Here is a 17452-nt window from a genome sequence, read left to right as displayed (position 1 = left end):
GACACCGATTGACGGACCGTCAGTCCGGGCCGCCGGTACGGATACCGGCGGTCAGGCGCCGGTGAGACGCGCGACCAGCGCCTCGTGGACGACCGGCGGCAGCAGATGGGAGACGTCGCCGCCCCAGGCGGCGACCTCCTTGACCAGGCTGGAGGAGAGGAAGCTGTAGGTCGGGTTGGTCGGGACGAAGAGGGTCTCGACGCCGGAGAGGCCGTTGTTCATCTGGGCCATCTGCAGCTCGTAGTCGAAGTCGCTGACCGCCCGCAGGCCCTTGACGATGGCGGGGATGTCCCGGGCCTTGCAGAAGTCGACCAGGAGTCCGTGGTGGGACTCGACGGAGACGTTTCCGTACTCGGAGGTGACCGAGCGGATCAGGTCCATCCGCTCGTCGACGGTGAACAGCCCCTTCTTGGACTGGTTGATCATCACCGCGACATGGACGGTGTCGTACAGCTTGGAGGCGCGGGCGATGATGTCGAGATGCCCGTTGGTGATGGGGTCGAAAGACCCCGGACAGACTGCGCGGCGCACTGGAAGTCCCTCGCTCTCCGGCCCGCTCATGGGGCGTCTTCGCACGTAGAAGCCTCTGCGCAGACAGAGGCGGCGCGACCGTACCAAAGCGTTCCCTCGCCGTAGCGACGGGCCCGCAGCGGCTCGAAACCCCTCGGCCAGCTGAAGGTTCCGCCTCTGGTGCTGCGTTCCACGGTGGCGAGCGCGTCGTCGGTGAGCCAGCCCTGGGCCCGGAGTGTGAGGAGGATCTCCCGAAGATCGTCGTCGGTGACGGCGTACGGCGGGTCGAGGAAGACCACGTCGTAGGGCTCCTCGGGGGGCGGTCCCGTCACGATCTGCTCGGCCCGGCCGGTGCGGACCTCGGCGCCGGGGAGCCCGAGGGCGCGGACGTTCTCCCGGACGGTGCGGGCGGCCCGGGCGTCGGCCTCGACCAGCAGGGCGTGGGAGGCGCCCCGGGAGAGCGCCTCCAGTCCGACCGCGCCGGAGCCCGCGTACAGATCGGCGATCCGCAGCCCGTCGAGCGGGCCGAGGAACGCCTCCCAGCTGGAGAAGAGGCCCTCGCGAGCGCGGTCGGACGTGGGGCGGGTGCCGGTGCCGGGCGGAACGGCGAGTCGGCGTCCGCCGGCACTGCCGGCGATCACGCGGGTCATCTCGGTCCTCACACAGTCGTGGTCGGGGCCGGTCCGGCCCCTCGCCGCCCAGTCTCTCAGCTCGCCGCGGGGGCGGCGCGACACGGTCCCGGGCCCGGGACCGCGGGCGGGGGCGCGGGCTCAGCCCTTGTCGAGATACCGCTCGCGCTCCTCGTCCAGCAGGGCGTCCAGGGCCAGCCGCAGCCCGGGGGCGCGCTCCAGCTCCGGGTCCTCGCGCACGGTCCGCACGGCCTCCTCGCGGGCGGCGGCGATGACCTCCTCGTCGTCGATGACGGTGAGCATCCGCAGCGAGGAGCGGACGCCGGACTGCGCCTGGCCGAGGACATCGCCCTCGCGCCGCTGCTCCAGGTCGATCCGGGACAGCTCGAAGCCGTCGAGCGTGGCGGCGACCGCGCCGAGGCGGGCCCGGGCGGGACTGGCCTCGGGCATGTCGGTGACCAGCAGACAGAGCCCCGGGGCCGAGCCGCGGCCGACCCGGCCGCGGAGCTGGTGGAGCTGGGAGACGCCGAAGCGGTCGGCGTCCATGATCACCATCGCGGTGGCGTTGGGCACATTGACGCCGACCTCGATGACGGTGGTGGCGACCAGGACGTCCACCTCGCCCGCGGCGAAGCGGCGCATCACGCCGTCCTTGTCGTCGGGGTGCATCCTGCCGTGCAGCACCTCGACGCTCAGCCCCTGGAGCGGTCCCCGGCGCAGCTCTTCGGCGACGTCGAGCACGGCGAGCGGGGGGCGTTTCCCGTCCTCCTCGGCGGCGGGCTTCTTCTTGGGCTTCTCGTCCTCGTCGTCCCCGATGCGGGGGCAGACCACATAGGCCTGGTGGCCCTTGTCGACCTCCTCGCGGACCCGGTCCCAGGCGCGGGCCAGGAAGTGGGGCTTGTCCTGGGCGGGGACGACATGGCTGGCGATCGGGGAGCGGCCGGCCGGGAGCTGGTCCAGCACCGAGGTCTCCAGATCGCCGAAGACGGTCATGGCGACCGTCCTCGGGATGGGGGTGGCGGTCATCACCAGCAGATGCGGGGGCTGCTTGCCCTTGGAGCGCAGGGCGTCGCGCTGCTCGACGCCGAAGCGGTGCTGCTCGTCCACCACCACCAGGCCCAGATCGTGGAACTGGACCTTGTCCTCGATCAGGGCGTGGGTGCCGATGACGATGCCCGCGTCGCCGCTGACCAGGTCGAGCAGGGCGGTCCGGCGGGCGGCGGCGCCCATGGAGCCGGTGAGCAGCACCACCTTGGTGGCGTGCTCCGCGCCGCCCAGCATCCCGCCCTCGGCCAGCTCGCCCATCATCTCCACGACGGAGCGGTGGTGCTGCTGGGCGAGGACCTCGGTGGGCGCGAGCATCGCGGCCTGGCCGCCGGCGTCCACCACGGCGAGCATCGCGCGCAGCGCGACCAGGGTCTTTCCGGAGCCGACCTCGCCCTGGAGCAGCCGGTGCATCGGGTGCTCGGCGGCCAGCTCGGCGAAGATCTCCGCGGTGACCTTCAGCTGGCCGTCGGTGAGGGTGAAGGGCAGTCGCGCGTCGAAGGCGTCGAGGATGCCGCCGGGGCGGGGGCGGCGGGCGACGGCGGGCAATTGCGCGTCGGCGAGCCGGCGGCGGGCGAGCGCGACCTGGAGGACGAACGCCTCATCCCACTTCAGCCGCTCCCTGGCGGCCTCGACGTCGGCCCTGGTGTGCGGGCGGTGGATCTTGAGCAGGGCCTCGGGGAGAGGGACGAAGCCGCGGCCCTCGCGCAGGGCCGGGGGCAGCGGGTCGGCCGCCTCGCCGGCCCGGGGCAGCACCGCGTCGACCGCTTTGGCGATCTTCCAGGACTCCATGCCCTTGCAGGCGGGGTAGATGGGGATGAGCGCGCCGGCCCAGGACTCGACGTCGACCGCGTCCTCCTCCCCGCCGAGCTTGGCGTAGGAGGGGTGGGCGAGCTGGAGCCTGCGGTTGAAGACCGAGACCCGGCCGGCGAACATCGCCCGGCTGCCGGGCAGCAGATCCTTCTGCGGCTTGTGGACGCCCCGGCCGAAGAAGACCAGCTGGAGCCGGCCGCTGCCGTCGGTGATGGTGACTTCCAGGCGCTTGCCCCGGCCGCCGTTGAAGGTGTGCACCCGGGCGTCGGCGACCTGGGCGACCACGGTCACGTCCTCGTCGAGCGGAAGCTCGGCCAGCGGGGTGAGCCGGCCGCGCTCCTCGTACCGGCGGGGGTAGTGGTGGAGCAGATCGCTGACGGTGTCCAGGCCGAGCTGGTCGGTGAGCACCTTGGCGGTGGCGGGTCCGAGCGTCTTCTTCAGAGGCTCGTTCAGGGGTTCATCGGGCACGGGCACGCGGTCCATTGCACACCACCGCACTGACAGCCGGCGTCATCGGCGGGGTGTCCGGGGCGCGCGGGGGCCGGGGGCGGCCCCGTACGGACCAGTGCGCGGGGCGGGTCACTCGACGCCGATCTGCAGCAGGGGGGAGCCCCGGCCGCCTTCGTAGACGAGGGTGTCGACGGCGAGATAGGTCTCCCGGACATGGCGTTCCAGCAGGGCGGGGAAGCCCGCCGGGTCGGGGAGGGCCTCGCCGAGGACGAGGGTGACCAGCTCGCCGCCGGCCGCCAGCATGCGGTCCAGGACGGCGGTGGCGGTCGCGGTCAGATCGGCGCCGATGACGGCGACGTCGCCGTCCATCAGCCCCAGCACGTCTCCGGCCTGGCAGACGCCCGCGGAGGTCCAGGACTGCCGCTCGGCCACGGTCAGCTCGGCGTACCGGGTGGCGCCGGCCGCCGCCGTCATCGCGACCACGTCCTCGTCGAAGCGGCGTCCGGGCTCGTGGACCGCGAGCGCGGCGATGCCCTGGACCGCGGCGCGGGTGGGGACGAGCGCGACCCGGATCCCCTCCGTACGGGCCTGTTCGGCCGCGGCGGCCGCGGTGTGGCGCAGTTCGGCCGCGTTGGGGAGGAGGACCACCTCGCGGGCGTGCGCGCGGCGGATCGCGTCGACGAGTTCGCCGCTGGCGGGCCGCTCCCCGGGGCGGGTCGGCACCGTCGTCGCCCCGGCCTCGGCGCAGATCCGGGCGAGCCCCTCGCCGGGGACGACCGCGACGACCGCCCGCTGGACCGGTTCGGGGAGGCGGTCGGCGGTGTGCGCGCCGTCGAAGTGGGTGACGCGGATCCGGTACGGGCGTCCCGCCTCGACCCCGGCCTCGACGGCGGCGCCCGCGTCGTCGACATGGACGTGCACGTTCCACAGGCCGTCGCCGCCGACGACGACGAGGGACTCCCCCAGGGCGTCGAGGCGGGTCCGGAGCGCGGCGACGGCCTCGTCGGCGGCCTCCAGGAGGTAGATGACCTCGAAGGCGGGGCCGTCGGCGGCGCAGGGGGCGCCGGCCCCGGCGGGGACGGTCCCGGGGCGGGCCGGGGCGGGCCGGGCCGCCGGGGCCTCGCCGGTCACCGCCTCGACCAGCGCGCCGAGCACCGCGAGCAGTCCCCGGCCGCCGGCGTCCACGACTCCGGCGCGGCCGAGGACGGCGAGCTGTCCGGGGGTGGCCTCCAGGGCGGCGAAGGCTCCGTCGTAGGCGGCCCGGGCGGTCGGTCCGGCGGCGTCCGTGTCCGCGCGGGCGGCGGCTTCGGCGGCGGCGGAGGCGACCGTGAGGATGGTGCCCTCGACGGGGTGGGCGACGGCCTCGCGGGCGAGTTCGGCGGCCCCCCGGAGCGCTCCGGCGAGCCGGTCGCCCGCGCCGATCCGCTCCGCCATGCCGCGCAGCAGCTGGGCGAGGATCGTGCCGGAGTTGCCGCGGGCCCCGATCAGGGCGCCGTGCGCCATGGCCCGCGCGGCGTCGGCGGCGCCGGGCCGGGAGCCGCCGGTCTCGTGGGCGGCGAAGACCGCCTCGACGGCCTGGGCGGCGGATTCGAGGGTCAGATAGAGATTGGTGCCGGTGTCGCCGTCGGCGACGGGGTAGACATTGATCGCGTCGATCTCCGCGCGCTCGCGGCCGAGGGCCTCCAGGGATCGCGCGCACCAGATCCGTACCGCTGGGGCGTCGAGATTCTGCGGCACCTGGTGGTCCTCCTTGGGCGGCCGGGCGGGGCGGGCGGGAAACAGCCGGGCAGGGCCCTGAGCGGCGTCGCACCGCAGGGTAGACCCCGGCGGGCGGCGGCGGGCGGAGTGGGGGCGGCGGCAGTCGTGGTAGTTTCGTAGGGCGGATGCAGTCGTTGTATGCTGCTCCGGTTGCCCGATGAAAGTCGGGCCATTCCCCCGGCAGGCCACCGAATCAGATCACTGATTTCCGGCACGCCGGATTTCACTGTAAGTGCATCTGAAGTCTTTGGAGTGACCCGTGGCTGCCAACTGCGACGTCTGCGGCAAGGGGCCGGGCTTCGGCAACAACATTTCGCACTCGCACCGCCGTACGTCTCGTCGCTGGAACCCGAACATCCAGCGTGTGCGTGCCGTGGTCGGTCGGACGCCGAAGCGGCTCAATGTCTGCACCTCGTGCATCAAGGCCGGCAAGGTCTCGCGCTAAAGGTGAAGATCTCCACGCGAGTGGGGTTGATCCTGTCGTAGCGCAGCCCCTGCGGTTGCCTTGAAAAGCCGGTCCACCTCGGTGGGCCGGCTTTTCGCCGTACCCGAAAGTCCTGGGCGGGGCCCGCTGATCCCGGGTCGGGGTCCACGGGAAGTCCCGCCGACCCCGGCGAGGTCCCTCTCCGCGTCCCCCGGTCTCCCGGGGAACGCGCGAGGAGGCCGCTTCGTCAGGTGAGGGGCTGGCGGAAGCGCCAGCCGTGGTCGACCGGGCCGATGCCCGCGCCCAGGGGGAAGCCGGCCGCTATCGCGCCGGTCACATACTCCTTCGCCGCCCGGACCGCCTCGGGGACCGTGAGCCCCTTCGCCAGACCGGCCGCGATCGCCGACGCGAGGGTGCAGCCCGTGCCGTGCGTATGCCGGTTGTCGTACCGCTCCGCGCGCAGCCACACCTCCCGCGAGCCGTCGCTGAGCAGATCCACCGCGTCGCCGGGGAGATGGCCGCCCTTGATCAGCACCCAGCGGGGTCCGAGGGCGAGCATGGCGTCGGCGGCCCGGCTCAGCTCGCTCTCCTCGGTGACGCGGACGCCCGTGAGCTGTGCCACTTCGTCCAGATTGGGGGTGGCGAGAGTGGCGACGGGGAGCAGTTTGCGGCGTACGGAGTCGAGCGCGGAGGCCGCGAGCAGGGAGTCGCCGTGCTTGGAGACCCCGACCGGGTCGACGACCACCGGGGCGTCGGTCTCGGCGAGCAGCTCGGCGACGGTCTCCACCAGGGGGGCCGAGGCAAGCATTCCGGTCTTCACCGCCTGGACGCCGATGTCGTCGGCGACGCTGCGGTACTGGGCGCGTACCGCCTCGGCGGGCAGCTCCCAGTAGCCCTGCACGCCGAGTGAGTTCTGCGCGGTGACGGCGGCGATCACGCTCATGCCGTGGGTGCCGAGCGCCAGCATGGTCTTCAGGTCGGCCTGAATGCCCGCGCCGCCGCCGGAGTCGGAGCCCGCGACAGTGAGGACGAGAGGCAGTTTCACGATCCCTCCGAGGAGCCGAAGTGGTCCCAGCCGCCCTTGCTGTGCCAGGGCGCGCCGTCGACGGTCACCTGGGGCAGGGCGGAGGGGTGGAGGACTTCTCCGATGACTTTCCAGCGTGCGGGCAGTTTGGTGTCGCGGGGGAAGGTCGCGACGATCGCGTGGTCCTCTCCCCCGGTGAGCACCCACTGCAGCGGGTCGACGCCGACGGCCTGGCCGATGTCGTACATCTGGCTCGGCACGTCGACGGCTCCGGAGCGCAGGTCGATGCGGACCTTGCTGGCGTCGGCGATATGGCCGAGGTCGGCGACGAGTCCGTCGCTGATGTCGCACATGGCGGTCGCGCCGAGTCCGGCCGCCGCGGGTCCCGCGTGGTACGGCGGCTCGGGGCGGCGGTGGGCCTCGACGAAGGCGCGCGGGGAGCGGAAGCCCCGGGAGAGCACCGCGTGCCCGGCGGCGGACCAGCCCAGCCAGCCGGTGTAGGCGACGACGTCGCCGGGGCGGGCTCCGGCCCGGGTGACCGGTTCGTGGTTGCGGAGATCGCCGAGGGCGGTGATGGCGAGGGTGATCAGTTCACCGCGTACGACATCGCCGCCGACCACGGCCGCGCCCGCGACCTGGCACTCGTCGCGGATGCCGTCCATCAGCTCGGTGGCCCAGGTGACGGGCAGCTCGGCCGGGACGACGAGGCCGAGGAGGATCGCGGTGGGAACCGCGCCCATGGCCGCGATGTCGGCGAGGTTCTGCGCGGCCGCCTTGCGGCCCACGTCGTACGCCGTCGACCAGTCGCGCCGGAAGTGCCGGCCCTCCAGGAGGACGTCCGTGCTCGCCACGACCCTGCGGTCGGGCGCGGCCACGACCGCGGCGTCGTCTCCCGGTCCGATCCGGACCGCGGGGGTGGAGGTGAGGCGGGAGGTCAGCTCTTTGATGAGCCCGAACTCCCCCAACTCGCCCACAGTGCCCTTCACCCGAGTCTCACCTCTCCGTCGTCCTGCCGGACCGCCGCCCGGCCGGAACCCGCCCGCCGGAGCCCCCTCCGGCGGAACCCACCCGCCGGTCGCTCCGGCGGAAAACTCCTCCGCCGCCGAGGCCGGCGGAAACCCGTGCCACACCGCGTACGCCGTCCGGCGCGGGGGTCTCCCCGCAGCGCGTGACGACGCGATACCGTGGCGTCCCTTTCTCTCCCCCGGCGTCTCCCCACCGACCGTGGGGGACAGAGCCCCGGGGCGCCCTGGAGGTTCCGTGGTACAGGCGTACATCCTGATTCAGACCGAGGTGGGCAAGGCGTCGAGCGTCGCCGAGACCATCGGAGGGATTCCGGGAGTGATTCAGGCCGAGGACGTGACCGGCCCCTATGACGTCATTGTGCGGGCCCAGGCCGATACGGTCGACGCCCTGGGCCGGCTGGTGGTCGCCAAGGTCCAGCAAGTCGAGGGCATCACGCGTACCCTCACCTGCCCGGTCGTGCACCTGTAGCCCCCGTCCGCACCGGGCCGGTGATTCCCGCCGGCCGCTCCGTACCGCGCCCCGCCCTCGCCGTCTCCCCGCCCGTCGCCCTGGGCTGCGATCGTACTGCGCCCGGGCGTCCCGCGGCCGGGGAAGGGGAGTTCGAGAACCGGTCGCCGACGGGAGGTCCGGGCTTCCGGGCCGGCCGGCGCGGCCCGGAAGCCCGGGCCGCCCGGCCGGTTCGGGCCGGCTCAGCGCAGCCCGGTGGAGCGGCGCAGCGCGGCCCTGATCAGCAGGTCCACCAGCTCCGGGTAGTCGACGCCGGTCTCCTGCCACATCCGCGGATACATGGAGATCGGGGTGAAGCCGGGCATGGTGTTGATCTCGTTGATGACGAACTCGCCGCTCTCGGTGAGGAAGAAGTCGGCGCGGACGAGTCCCTCGCAGGAGACGGCCTCGAAGGCGTCGACGGCGAGCCGGCGCACCTCGGCGGTCTGTTCCTCGGTGAGCGGCGCGGGCACCAGACCGGCCGCCGAGTCGATGTACTTGGCCTCGAAGTCGTAGAACTCGTGGGACTGGACCGGCGGGATCTCGGCCGGGACGCTGGCGCGCGGCCCGTCCTCGAACTCCAGCACGCCGCACTCGATCTCCCGGCCGCGCAGCAGCGCCTCGACGAGGAACTTGGGGTCGTGCCGCCGGGCCTCCTCGATCGCGTCGTCGAGCCCGGAGAGGTCGTCGACCTTGGTGATGCCGATGGAGGATCCGGCGCGCGCGGGCTTCACGAAGAGCGGCCAGCCGTGGTCGCCGGCGAAGTCGATGATCTTCTTGCGGGCGGCGGAGGGATCCAGCTCCCACTCGCGCGGGCGGATCACCTCGTAGGGGCCGACGGGCAGTCCGAAGGAGATGAAGACCCGCTTCATGTACTCCTTGTCCTGGCCGACGGCGGAGGCCAGCACGCCGGAGCCGACATAGGGGATTCCGGCCAGCTCCAGCAGTCCCTGGAGGGTGCCGTCCTCTCCGTACGGGCCGTGCAGCACCGGGAAGACGGCGTCGACCTCGCCGAGCGCCTTCGGCACCGCGCCGGGCTCGGTGTAGACGATCTCACGGCTGCCGGGGTCGACGGAGAGCACCACGCTGCCCTCGTCGGACTCGACGAGCTGCTCGACGCCGGGGGTCCGGCGGTCGGCGATCGTCATCCGGTCCGGGTCGTCGGCGGTGAGCGCCCAGCGGCCGTCGGCCGTGATGCCGATGGGCAGGACGTCGTACTGGGAGCGGTCGATCGCCCGCAGCACCGCGCCCGCGGTGACCGTGGAGATCCCGTGTTCGGAGCTGCGTCCGCCGAAGACGACGGCCACACGCGGCTTGCGGAGCGGCTGCCCGGGGGCTGACGGCCCGGGGCTCTGGGGGAGGTTCTCGGTGCTCATATCGCCATGAGACTACCGTGCGGACGGCGCGCCACGGAGGGCTGGCACGGCCTCGGAGCGAAGCCCGCGCGCGGACCGGGCCGGCGGGCCGGGGGGCCGTGCCGGCCCGGGATCCGTCCCGGGGCGCGTACGGGTCAGCGGCGTTCGGGCTTGGCGCTGCGCGACATGAGTTCCTTGAGCGCGACGACCGGCGGCTTGCCCTCGTGGACGATGCCGACGACGGTCTCGGCGATGGGCATGTCGACGCCGTGGCGGCGCGCCAGATCGAGTACGGACTCGCAGGACTTGACGCCCTCGGCGGTCTGCCGGGTGACCGCGATGGTCTCCTGGAGCGTCATGCCCCGGCCGAGGTTGACGCCGAAGGTGTGGTTGCGCGAGAGCGGCGACGAGCAGGTCGCCACCAGGTCGCCGAGGCCCGCGAGTCCGGAGAAGGTGAGCGGGTCGGCGCCCATCGCGAGGCCGAGCCGGGTGGTCTCGGCCAGTCCCCGGGTGATGAGGGATCCCTTGGCGTTGTCGCCGAGGCCCATGCCGTCCGCGATGCCGACGGCGAGGCCGATGACGTTCTTCACCGCGCCGCCGAGTTCGCAGCCGAGGACGTCGGTGTTGGTGTACGGGCGGAAGTAGGGGGTGTGGCAGGAGGACTGGAGCCGCTGGGCGACGGCCTCGTCCGGGCAGGCGACGACGGCGGCGGCCGGGCGGCGCTGGGCGATCTCCTTGGCCAGATTGGGTCCGGTGACCACGGCGACCCGTTCGGCGGGGACGCCCGCGACCTCCTGGACGACCTCGCTCATCCGCTTGGCGCTGCCGAGTTCGATGCCCTTCATCAGGGAGACGAGGACGGTGTCGGCGGGCAGCAGCGGGGCCCAGGCGGCGAGATTGCCCCGCAGGGTCTGGGAGGGGACGGCGAGAACGGTGAAGTCCGCGCCGTCCAGCGCCTCGGCGGGGTCGGTGGTCGCCCGCAGGGCGGCCGGGAGTTCGATCCCGGGGAGGTAGTCGGGGTTGGTACGGGTGGTGTTGACGGCCTCGGCCAGCTCGGCGCGGCGGCCCCAGAGGGTCACGTCGCAGCCCGCGTCGGCGAGCACCATGCCGAAGGCCGTTCCCCATGAGCCGGTTCCGAAGACGGCCGCCTTGGCGCGGTGAGTCACAGTGTTCCTTCCCCTGCGGCCTTGCGCCGCTGTTCTGCCCGTGCGGTGCGGTGGTCGTACGGCTCGGCCGGGGCCTTCTCGTCGCGTACGTCCTCCAGCAGCGCGGTGATCTCGGCCATGATGGCCTCGGTCGCCTCGCGCAGCACCTCGGGGGTCGGCTCCCGATCGTAGAACCGGCTCAGATCGACGGCGGGTCCGGCCTGCACAATCAGGGTCTTGCGGGGGAAGAGCCGGAACTTCCGCTCCCTGGCGTACGGCGGCATGGCCAGATGGGCGCCCCACTGGGCGACGGGCACGACGGGCACCTTGGTCTGGAGGGCGATCCGGGCGGCCCCGGTCTTGCCCGCCATGGGCCACAGGTCGGGGTCGCGGGTGAGGGTGCCCTCGGGGTAGAAGGCCACGCATTCGCCCTGCTCGATGGCGGCGACGGCGGCGCGATAGGCGTCCAGGGCGTCGGTCGTCTCACGGTAGACGGGGATCTGGCGGGTGCCCCGGAGCATCATCCCGACGAAGGGCGTCCGGAAGAGTGCGGCCTTCGCCAGAAAGCGCGGCACTCGTCCGGTGTTGTACTGGTAGTGCGCATACGAAAGGGGGTCGAGATACGAGTTGTGATTGACCACGGTGATGAATCCGCCGTCGGCCGGAATGTGTTCCATTCCCCGCCAGTCCCGCTTGAACAGAACCAACAGCGGCGGTTTAGCGATGACCGCCGCCAGGCGGTACCAGAAGCCGATTCTACGGCGGGACACTCGGACACCCTTCCTCGCTGACCGGGCCTTTGCCCGGATGCCGGGGGACAAGTGTCGCCCCCGGCACCTGGTCTGTCGAGCACACCGTACGCCCCGGTCACCGGACCGGACCTCCTGATGCGGCGGGCTCCGGGCCACAATGGGACCCCATGCGCACGGACGGAGACCCAGCCACGAACACCGACCCGCCGGCCCACTGGTCGCTGGTGGTCCCGCTGAAACCCCTCGTACTGGCCAAGAGCCGACTGGCCCCCGCGGCGGACGGCGTTCTGCGGCCCCGGCTCGCCCTCGCCTTCGCCCTGGACACGGTCGCGGCGGCGCTGGCCAGCCCGGCCGTGAGGGATGTGGCAGTTGTCACGGACGATCACGTGGCGGGCGCCGAGCTGGCCGCGCTGGGGGCGCGGATCGTGCCGGACACCCCGGCGGCGGGGCTCAACGCGGCCCTGGTCCACGGGGCCCTGGCGGTGCGCCGGAGCAGACCGGGGGCGGCGGTGGCCGCGCTCAACGCCGATCTGCCCGCACTGCGCCCGCTGGAATTGGCGCGGGTGCTCGCCCACGCGGCGGGATTTCCCCGGGCATTTCTGACGGACGCGGCCGGGGTCGGCACCACGCTGCTCTGTGCGAGAGGCGGCTCCGAATTGCGGCCGGGATTCGGCGGGCCGTCCCGCCGTCGTCATTCGGCCTCGGGTGCGGTGGAAATCGCGCTCGACGGCGTCGATTCCGTGCGACAGGATGTGGACACCGCGGCGGATCTGGCGGCGGCGCGCGCTCTGGGAGTGGGCGCGCACACCGCGCGGCGACTGGCGGCGGGCGCTCTCACGACGGACCGCTGAGCCGTTTTCGCGGGCTGTCGCGGGCCGGGCATTAGGGTGGCGTTCATGCAGGCGACCTCGTACACATACGACTTTGAAACCCGCGGCGGGAGCGTGCTCCTCGACGACGGCACCCCGGTGGAATTCGACGCGGCGGCCTTTGACGCGGGCGGGCTGCGGCTGCTGCGGCCGGGGCAGCGGGTCCGTATCGAGACGGAGGGCGAGGGCGAGAGCCTCCGGATCACCCTGGTGACCCTCCAGACCCTCTGAAGGCCCTGAGCGCCCCGCTCGCGCCGCCGAGGGGCCTGTCCGGCGGATTCCCCCGGACGCCATCGGATTCCGGCCTCAGCGGCCGGAAAAGGCCCTTCTGGGGCGCGGCGGCCTGGACACCCGCCCCCGGGCACGCCGCGGGCCGGGCTCCCCGAGGGGAGCCCGGCCCGGCGCGTCCGTGCCCGGTGGTCCGGTGCCGTTACCTCTTCCTGGCGGTGGCGCTCTTCTTGGCGGCGGTCTTGCGCGCCGTGGCCTTCTTGGCGGGCGCCTTCTTCGCGGTCGCCTTCTTGGCGGGCGCGGTCTTCTTCGCGACGGCGGCCTTCTTGGCGGGAGCCGCCTTCTTCGCCGGGGTCGCCTTCTTGGCGACGGCGGCCTTCTTGGCGGTGGTCGCCTTCTTCGCGACCGCCTTCTTCGCCGTCGTGGCCTTCTTCGCCACGGTCTTCTTCACCGCGGTGGCCTTCTTGGCGGTGGTCGCCTTCTTGGCGGTGGCCTTCTTCGCCGCGGCCTTGGTGGTCGTCCGGGTGGAAGCACCGCCCGAGAGGCTGCCCTTGGGCGCCTTCTTGACCGAGACCTCGCCGCCGCGCGGGAGCTTCTTCGAGCCGCTGACCAGGTCCTTGAAGCCCTGACCGGCGCGGAAGCGCGGTACGGAGGTCTTCTTGACCCGGACCCGCTCACCCGTCTGCGGGTTGCGGGCGTAGCGGGCGGGACGGTCGACCTTCTCGAACGAGCCGAAGCCGGTGACCGAGACACGGTCTCCGGCGACGACCGCGCGGACGATCGCGTCAAGCACCGCGTCGACGGCGTCTGCGGCCTGCTGACGGCCGCCGAGCTTGTCGGCAATCGCTTCTACGAGCTGCGCCTTGTTCACGTCTTCCCCTTCGGAGACATCGCCTGGACGAATGCGCCCAGGCTTTTTCGCACGTTAGGCAGATATATACCGCAAATCAAACACGAAACGGTCTAATCACCCTAGTGCCGCAACGAAGTCGACTGCGGAAGTCGTCTCCGTGGAGTTCGGGTGTCAGTCGCCTTCAGGGAATCGGCCCTCGTCGAGGTCCTTCATCAAGCGGTCCAGACGCCGTGCGGCATCCGGGAGATCGTGCTTCGCCGCGGCCGTGATGACCAGCAGCTTCCGGGTCAGCGCCATCCGTACGCTCTCCGGGACTTGCAGTGTGCGCACAGCGGTGTGCGCTTCCTTCAATCGGGCCGCGACAGCCGCATAGAGCTTGAGTTGGCTGTCGCGTTCCATGCACCGATTGTGCCATCTGGGGCGAGTTGTCGCCCGGCAGGGTCTCAACAGACGGCTGCGCCCCCCACCGGACGGTGAGGGGCGCAGTCGGGTAAAACCGCTGATCAGACCTGAATCGTGCGTGGTTTGAAGGCCGGCCGGGAGGCCTCGTAGGCGGCGATGTCGCCTTCGTTCTGAAGGGTGAGGCTGATGTCGTCCAGCCCGTTCAGCAGCCGCCAGCGGGCGTTCTCGTCCAGCTCGAAGGGGGCCGTGAGACCCTCGGCGCGGACCTCGCGGGCCTCCAGGTCGACGGTGATCTCGGCGGTGGGGTCGGCGTCGGTCAGCGCCCACAGCCGGTCCACGGTCTCCTGCGGGAGAACGACGGTCAGCAGACCGTTCTTGAGCGAGTTGCCCCGGAAGATGTCGGCGAACCGGGAGGAGATGACGGTCTTGAAGCCGTAGTTCTGGAGCGCCCAGACGGCGTGCTCACGGGAGGAGCCGGTGCCGAAGTCGGGTCCGGCGACCAGCACCGTGGCGCCCTGGCGCTCGGGACGGTTGAAGACGAACTCGGGGTCCTTGCGCCAGGCCTCGAAGAGCCCGTCCTCGAACCCGTCCCGGGTGACCTTCTTCAGCCAGTGGGCGGGGATGATCTGGTCGGTGTCGACATTGCTGCGGCGCAGCGGGACGGCCCGGCCGGTGTGTGCGGTGAATGCTTCCATGGCTGATCAGACTCCAGCGGGCGTACGGGCGGCGTCGTCGGACAGGTCGGCCGGGCAGGCCAGGTGACCGAGGACGGCGGTGGCGGCGGCGACCTGGGGGGAGACCAGATGGGTCCGTCCGCCCTTGCCCTGCCGGCCCTCGAAGTTGCGGTTGGAGGTGGACGCGGAACGCTCGCCGGGCGCGAGTTGATCCGGGTTCATGCCCAGACACATCGAACAGCCGGCGTGCCGCCATTCGGCGCCCGAGGCGGTGAAGACCTTGTCCAGGCCCTCCGCGACGGCCTGGAGGGAGACCCTGACCGAGCCGGGGACGACCAGCATCCGTACCCCGTCGGCGACTTTGCGGCCCTCCAGGATCGAGGCCGCCGAGCGCAGGTCTTCGATACGGCCGTTGGTGCACGAGCCTACGAAGACGGTGTCCACCTTGATGTCCCGCAGCTGCTGTCCGGCGGTCAACCCCATGTACTCCAGGGCCTTTTCGGCGGCGAGCCGCTCCGAAGCGTCCTCGTACGAAGCCGGGTCGGGGACGCTGGCGGAGAGCGGGGCGCCCTGGCCCGGATTGGTGCCCCAGGTGACGAACGGGGCCAGCGAGGCGGCGTCGATGACGACCTCGGCGTCGAAGACGGCGTCGTCGTCGGTGCGGAGCGTCTTCCAGTAGGCGACCGCCGCGTCCCAGTCCTCGCCCTGCGGCGCGTGGTCGCGTCCGCGCAGGTACTCGAAGGTGGTCTCGTCGGGGGCGATCATGCCCGCGCGGGCGCCGGCCTCGATGGACATGTTGCAGACGGTCATCCGCGCTTCCATCGAGAGCTTCTCGACGGCCGGGCCCCGGTACTCCAGGACATAGCCCTGGCCGCCGCCGGTGCCGATCTTCGCGATGATCGCCAGGATGAGGTCCTTGGCGGTGACGCCGTCGGGCAGCTCGCCGTCGACGGTGATCGCCATGGTCTTGGGGCGGGCCATCGGGAGCGTCTGGGTGGCGAGCACATGCTCGACCTGGGAGGTGCCGATGCCGAAGGCCAGCGCGCCGAACGCGCCGTGGGTGGAGGTGTGCGAGTCGCCGCAGACCACGGTGGTGCCGGGCTGGGTCAGCCCCAGCTGGGGGCCGACGACGTGGACGACGCCCTGCTCGACGTCGCCCAGCGGGTGCAGCCGCACGCCGAACTCCGCGCAGTTCTTGCGCAGGGTCTCCAACTGCACGCGGGAGACCGGGTCGGCGATGGGCTTGTCGATGTCGACGGTGGGGGTGTTGTGGTCCTCGGTGGCGATGGTGAGGTCCAGGCGGCGTACCCGGCGGCCGTTGTGCCGGAGGCCGTCGAAGGCCTGGGGGCTGGTCACCTCGTGCAGCAGGTGCAGATCGATGAAGAGGAGGTCGGGCTCGCCCTCGGCGCGCCGGACGACATGGTCGTCCCAGACCTTCTCCGCGAGTGTCCTACCCATCGCTTTCCCTCCGGCCGGCCGCTCTGCCGGCGCTTCTAGACACCTGTCGCGAGCCCATGGTTCCGGGGCCGCCTCTACAGACTGGCGGGTTCTCGGGAAATGTGAACTTGCGTTTCACAGTGTGAGACGCAAGTATCGTTGCATGGACAACTCTAGCGGCGTGGGCGTTCTCGACAAGGCGGCTCTGGTATTGAGCGCACTGGAGTCCGGTCCGGCCACCCTCGCCGGGCTGGTCGCGGCGACCGGGCTGGCACGGCCCACGGCCCACCGCCTGGCCGTGGCACTGGAACACCACCGCATGGTGGCGAGGGACATGCAGGGCCGCTTCATCCTGGGCCCCCGGCTCTCGGAGCTGGCCGCGGCGGCCGGCGAGGACCGGCTGCTGGCCACGGCGGGCCCGGTGCTCACCCATCTCCGCGATGTGACCGGCGAGAGCGCGCAGCTCTACCGCCGGCAGGGAGACATGCGGATCTGTGTGGCGGCGGCGGAGCGGCTGTCCGGTCTGCGGGACACCGTGCCGGTCGGCTCCACGCTCACCATGAAGGCCGGCTCCTCCGCGCAGATCCTGATGGCCTGGGAGGAGCCCGAGCGGCTGCACCGGGGCCTCCAGGGCGCGCGCTTCACGGCGACGGCCCTCTCGGGCGTACGGCGCCGGGGCTGGGCCCAGTCGATCGGCGAGCGCGAGCCGGGCGTGGCCTCGGTCTCCGCTCCGGTGCGCGGCCCGTCCAACCGTGTGGTGGCCGCGGTCTCGGTCTCCGGGCCGATCGAGCGTCTGACCCGGCACCCGGGCCGGATGCACGCCCAGGCGGTCATCGACTCCGCCGCCCGGCTGAGCGAGGCGCTGCGCCGCAGCGGCTGACTCCGGATCGCTCGACCGTCCGGCCGTGGTCCGCGGGGCTCCCGCGGACCACGGCCAACTCGGTTCCGGGGGCCCGCGCTTACCCGGGCTCGCGAGCGGCCGGGAACACGAAGAAGCCCCCCGCGTCACCGCGGGGGGCTTCTTCTCTGCGTACCCCCGACCGGATTCGAACCGGCGCTACCGCCTTGAGAGGGCGGCGTGCTAGGCCGCTACACAACGGGGGCAAGACTGAGATCGTGAGATCTGCTGGGCTACCAGGACTCGAACCTAGACTAAATGAACCAGAATCACTCGTGCTGCCAATTACACCATAGCCCATGGTGGTTTAGACCAGTACCCCCGACCGGATTCGAACCGGCGCTACCGCCTTGAGAGGGCGGCGTGCTAGGCCGCTACACAACGGGGGCCCTAGCGATCCCACCCGGCCGGAGCCGGGTGATGTCACTGCGCGGTCATCGGGTGCGACCCTGATGATCAGCAGGATGGATCTGTACCCCCGACCGGATTCGAACCGGCGCTACTGCCTTGAGAGGGCAGCGTGCTAGGCCGCTACACAACGGGGGCTTTGCAGATAAAGCTCTGCGAGCTGGCCTACCAGGACTCGAACCTAGACTAACTGAACCAGAATCAGTCGTGCTGCCAATTACACCATAGGCCACCAAAACGCAACCCCCGGTGGGGGGCTTGTTTGGC

At 72.0% G+C, this 17452-nt stretch carries 18 protein-coding genes and 5 tRNA genes; 5 read left to right on the top strand and 18 right to left on the bottom strand.

All coding sequences use genetic code 11. The annotated features are described in order from the left end of the window. Positions 1 to 51 precede the first annotated feature (51 nt). The 4 genes from coaD to ACF089_RS01615 form a co-directional block, all read right to left on the bottom strand. On the bottom strand, positions 52 to 531 hold the full coding sequence (coaD, locus tag ACF089_RS01630) for a pantetheine-phosphate adenylyltransferase (RefSeq protein WP_392020333.1): 480 nt from the start codon (positions 529 to 531) through the stop codon (positions 52 to 54). Between the two features lie 26 nt (positions 532 to 557). After that, positions 558 to 1160, bottom strand: a complete 603-nt coding sequence (gene rsmD, locus ACF089_RS01625; RefSeq protein WP_392020331.1) for a 16S rRNA (guanine(966)-N(2))-methyltransferase RsmD — start codon at positions 1158 to 1160, stop codon at positions 558 to 560. A 120-nt stretch (positions 1161 to 1280) separates the two neighbouring features. Beyond that, the gene (gene recG, locus ACF089_RS01620; RefSeq protein WP_392020329.1) at positions 1281 to 3479 is read right to left on the bottom strand and encodes an ATP-dependent DNA helicase RecG; all 2199 of its coding nucleotides are present in this window, start codon (positions 3477 to 3479) and stop codon (positions 1281 to 1283) included. A 96-nt stretch (positions 3480 to 3575) separates the two neighbouring features. After that, positions 3576 to 5183 (bottom strand): DAK2 domain-containing protein, encoded by a 1608-nt coding sequence (locus ACF089_RS01615; protein ID WP_392020326.1) that lies wholly within the window; start codon positions 5181 to 5183, stop codon positions 3576 to 3578. Positions 5184 to 5463: 280 nt separating this feature from the next. Here ACF089_RS01615 and rpmB point away from each other — a divergent pair, with 280 nt between their 5' ends. Next, positions 5464 to 5649 (top strand): 50S ribosomal protein L28, encoded by a 186-nt coding sequence (rpmB, locus tag ACF089_RS01610; RefSeq protein ID WP_003957616.1) that lies wholly within the window; start codon positions 5464 to 5466, stop codon positions 5647 to 5649. A 226-nt stretch (positions 5650 to 5875) separates the two neighbouring features. On the opposite strand, the gene thiD is transcribed toward rpmB, so the two are convergent. Then, positions 5876 to 6673 (bottom strand): bifunctional hydroxymethylpyrimidine kinase/phosphomethylpyrimidine kinase, encoded by a 798-nt coding sequence (thiD, locus tag ACF089_RS01605; protein WP_392020323.1) that lies wholly within the window; start codon positions 6671 to 6673, stop codon positions 5876 to 5878. Next, entirely contained in the window at positions 6670 to 7638 is a 969-nt protein-coding gene (locus ACF089_RS01600) for a thiamine-phosphate kinase (protein ID WP_392020322.1), read from the bottom strand. The genes thiD and ACF089_RS01600 overlap by 4 nt, the downstream gene beginning before the upstream one ends. Positions 7639 to 7912: 274 nt before the next feature. Here ACF089_RS01600 and ACF089_RS01595 point away from each other — a divergent pair, with 274 nt between their 5' ends. Further along, complete coding sequence (locus tag ACF089_RS01595; RefSeq protein ID WP_392020320.1) at positions 7913 to 8146, top strand: Lrp/AsnC family transcriptional regulator; 234 nt, start codon at positions 7913 to 7915, stop codon at positions 8144 to 8146. A gap of 221 nt (positions 8147 to 8367) precedes the next feature. Here the strand turns inward: ACF089_RS01595 and ACF089_RS01590 are convergent, their stop codons facing one another. From ACF089_RS01590 to ACF089_RS01580, 3 genes are all read right to left on the bottom strand, one after another. Next, on the bottom strand, positions 8368 to 9540 hold the full coding sequence (locus tag ACF089_RS01590) for a D-alanine--D-alanine ligase family protein (protein WP_392020318.1): 1173 nt from the start codon (positions 9538 to 9540) through the stop codon (positions 8368 to 8370). 134 nt (positions 9541 to 9674) lie between these two features. Beyond that, positions 9675 to 10685 (bottom strand): NAD(P)H-dependent glycerol-3-phosphate dehydrogenase, encoded by a 1011-nt coding sequence (locus ACF089_RS01585; protein WP_392020316.1) that lies wholly within the window; start codon positions 10683 to 10685, stop codon positions 9675 to 9677. Beyond that, positions 10682 to 11434 (bottom strand): lysophospholipid acyltransferase family protein, encoded by a 753-nt coding sequence (locus tag ACF089_RS01580; protein WP_392020315.1) that lies wholly within the window; start codon positions 11432 to 11434, stop codon positions 10682 to 10684. The genes ACF089_RS01585 and ACF089_RS01580 overlap by 4 nt, the downstream gene beginning before the upstream one ends. A 149-nt stretch (positions 11435 to 11583) precedes the next feature. Between ACF089_RS01580 and cofC the strand changes: the two genes are divergently transcribed. Both cofC and ACF089_RS01570 read left to right on the top strand, forming a co-directional pair. Beyond that, positions 11584 to 12267 carry a 2-phospho-L-lactate guanylyltransferase gene (gene cofC, locus ACF089_RS01575; protein ID WP_392020313.1) on the top strand — a complete coding sequence of 228 codons (684 nt, stop codon included), beginning with the start codon at positions 11584 to 11586 and terminating at the stop codon, positions 12265 to 12267. A gap of 45 nt (positions 12268 to 12312) precedes the next feature. Next, a complete protein-coding gene (locus ACF089_RS01570; protein WP_392020311.1) occupies positions 12313 to 12516 on the top strand; it encodes a hypothetical protein in 204 nt (67 codons plus the stop codon). 199 nt (positions 12517 to 12715) lie between these two features. On the opposite strand, the gene ACF089_RS01565 is transcribed toward ACF089_RS01570, so the two are convergent. From ACF089_RS01565 to leuC, 4 genes are all read right to left on the bottom strand, one after another. After that, positions 12716 to 13384, bottom strand: a complete 669-nt coding sequence (locus ACF089_RS01565; protein ID WP_392020309.1) for an HU family DNA-binding protein — start codon at positions 13382 to 13384, stop codon at positions 12716 to 12718. A gap of 153 nt (positions 13385 to 13537) precedes the next feature. After that, positions 13538 to 13765, bottom strand: coding sequence for a hypothetical protein (locus tag ACF089_RS01560; RefSeq protein WP_392020307.1), 228 nt, complete (start codon positions 13763 to 13765; stop codon positions 13538 to 13540). 104 nt (positions 13766 to 13869) lie between these two features. Further along, positions 13870 to 14463, bottom strand: coding sequence for a 3-isopropylmalate dehydratase small subunit (gene leuD, locus ACF089_RS01555; RefSeq protein ID WP_392020306.1), 594 nt, complete (start codon positions 14461 to 14463; stop codon positions 13870 to 13872). Positions 14464 to 14469: 6 nt separating this feature from the next. After that, the gene (gene leuC, locus ACF089_RS01550; protein WP_392020302.1) at positions 14470 to 15900 is read right to left on the bottom strand and encodes a 3-isopropylmalate dehydratase large subunit; all 1431 of its coding nucleotides are present in this window, start codon (positions 15898 to 15900) and stop codon (positions 14470 to 14472) included. A 142-nt stretch (positions 15901 to 16042) separates the two neighbouring features. On the opposite strand from leuC, the gene ndgR reads away from it, so the two are divergent. Next, positions 16043 to 16759 (top strand): IclR family transcriptional regulator NdgR, encoded by a 717-nt coding sequence (ndgR, locus tag ACF089_RS01545; RefSeq protein ID WP_392020299.1) that lies wholly within the window; start codon positions 16043 to 16045, stop codon positions 16757 to 16759. 151 nt (positions 16760 to 16910) lie between these two features. On the opposite strand, the gene ACF089_RS01540 is transcribed toward ndgR, so the two are convergent. From ACF089_RS01540 to ACF089_RS01520, 5 genes are all read right to left on the bottom strand, one after another. After that, positions 16911 to 16983: transfer RNA gene (locus ACF089_RS01540), tRNA-Glu, on the bottom strand. Positions 16984 to 17005: 22 nt separating this feature from the next. Continuing rightward, a tRNA-Gln gene (locus tag ACF089_RS01535) sits at positions 17006 to 17077 on the bottom strand. 16 nt (positions 17078 to 17093) lie between these two features. Next, a tRNA-Glu gene (locus ACF089_RS01530) sits at positions 17094 to 17166 on the bottom strand. A gap of 84 nt (positions 17167 to 17250) precedes the next feature. Continuing rightward, positions 17251 to 17323 (bottom strand) — tRNA-Glu (locus tag ACF089_RS01525). Between the two features lie 22 nt (positions 17324 to 17345). After that, positions 17346 to 17417, bottom strand: a tRNA-Gln gene (locus ACF089_RS01520). Positions 17418 to 17452: the final 35 nt, after the last annotated feature.

The organism is Streptomyces sp. NPDC014894 (assembly GCF_043080985.1).
GTDB lineage: Bacteria > Actinomycetota > Actinomycetes > Streptomycetales > Streptomycetaceae > Streptomyces.
The sequence above is the reverse complement of the archived record's forward strand: the minus strand, read 5'-3'. Positions and strand labels throughout refer to the sequence as shown.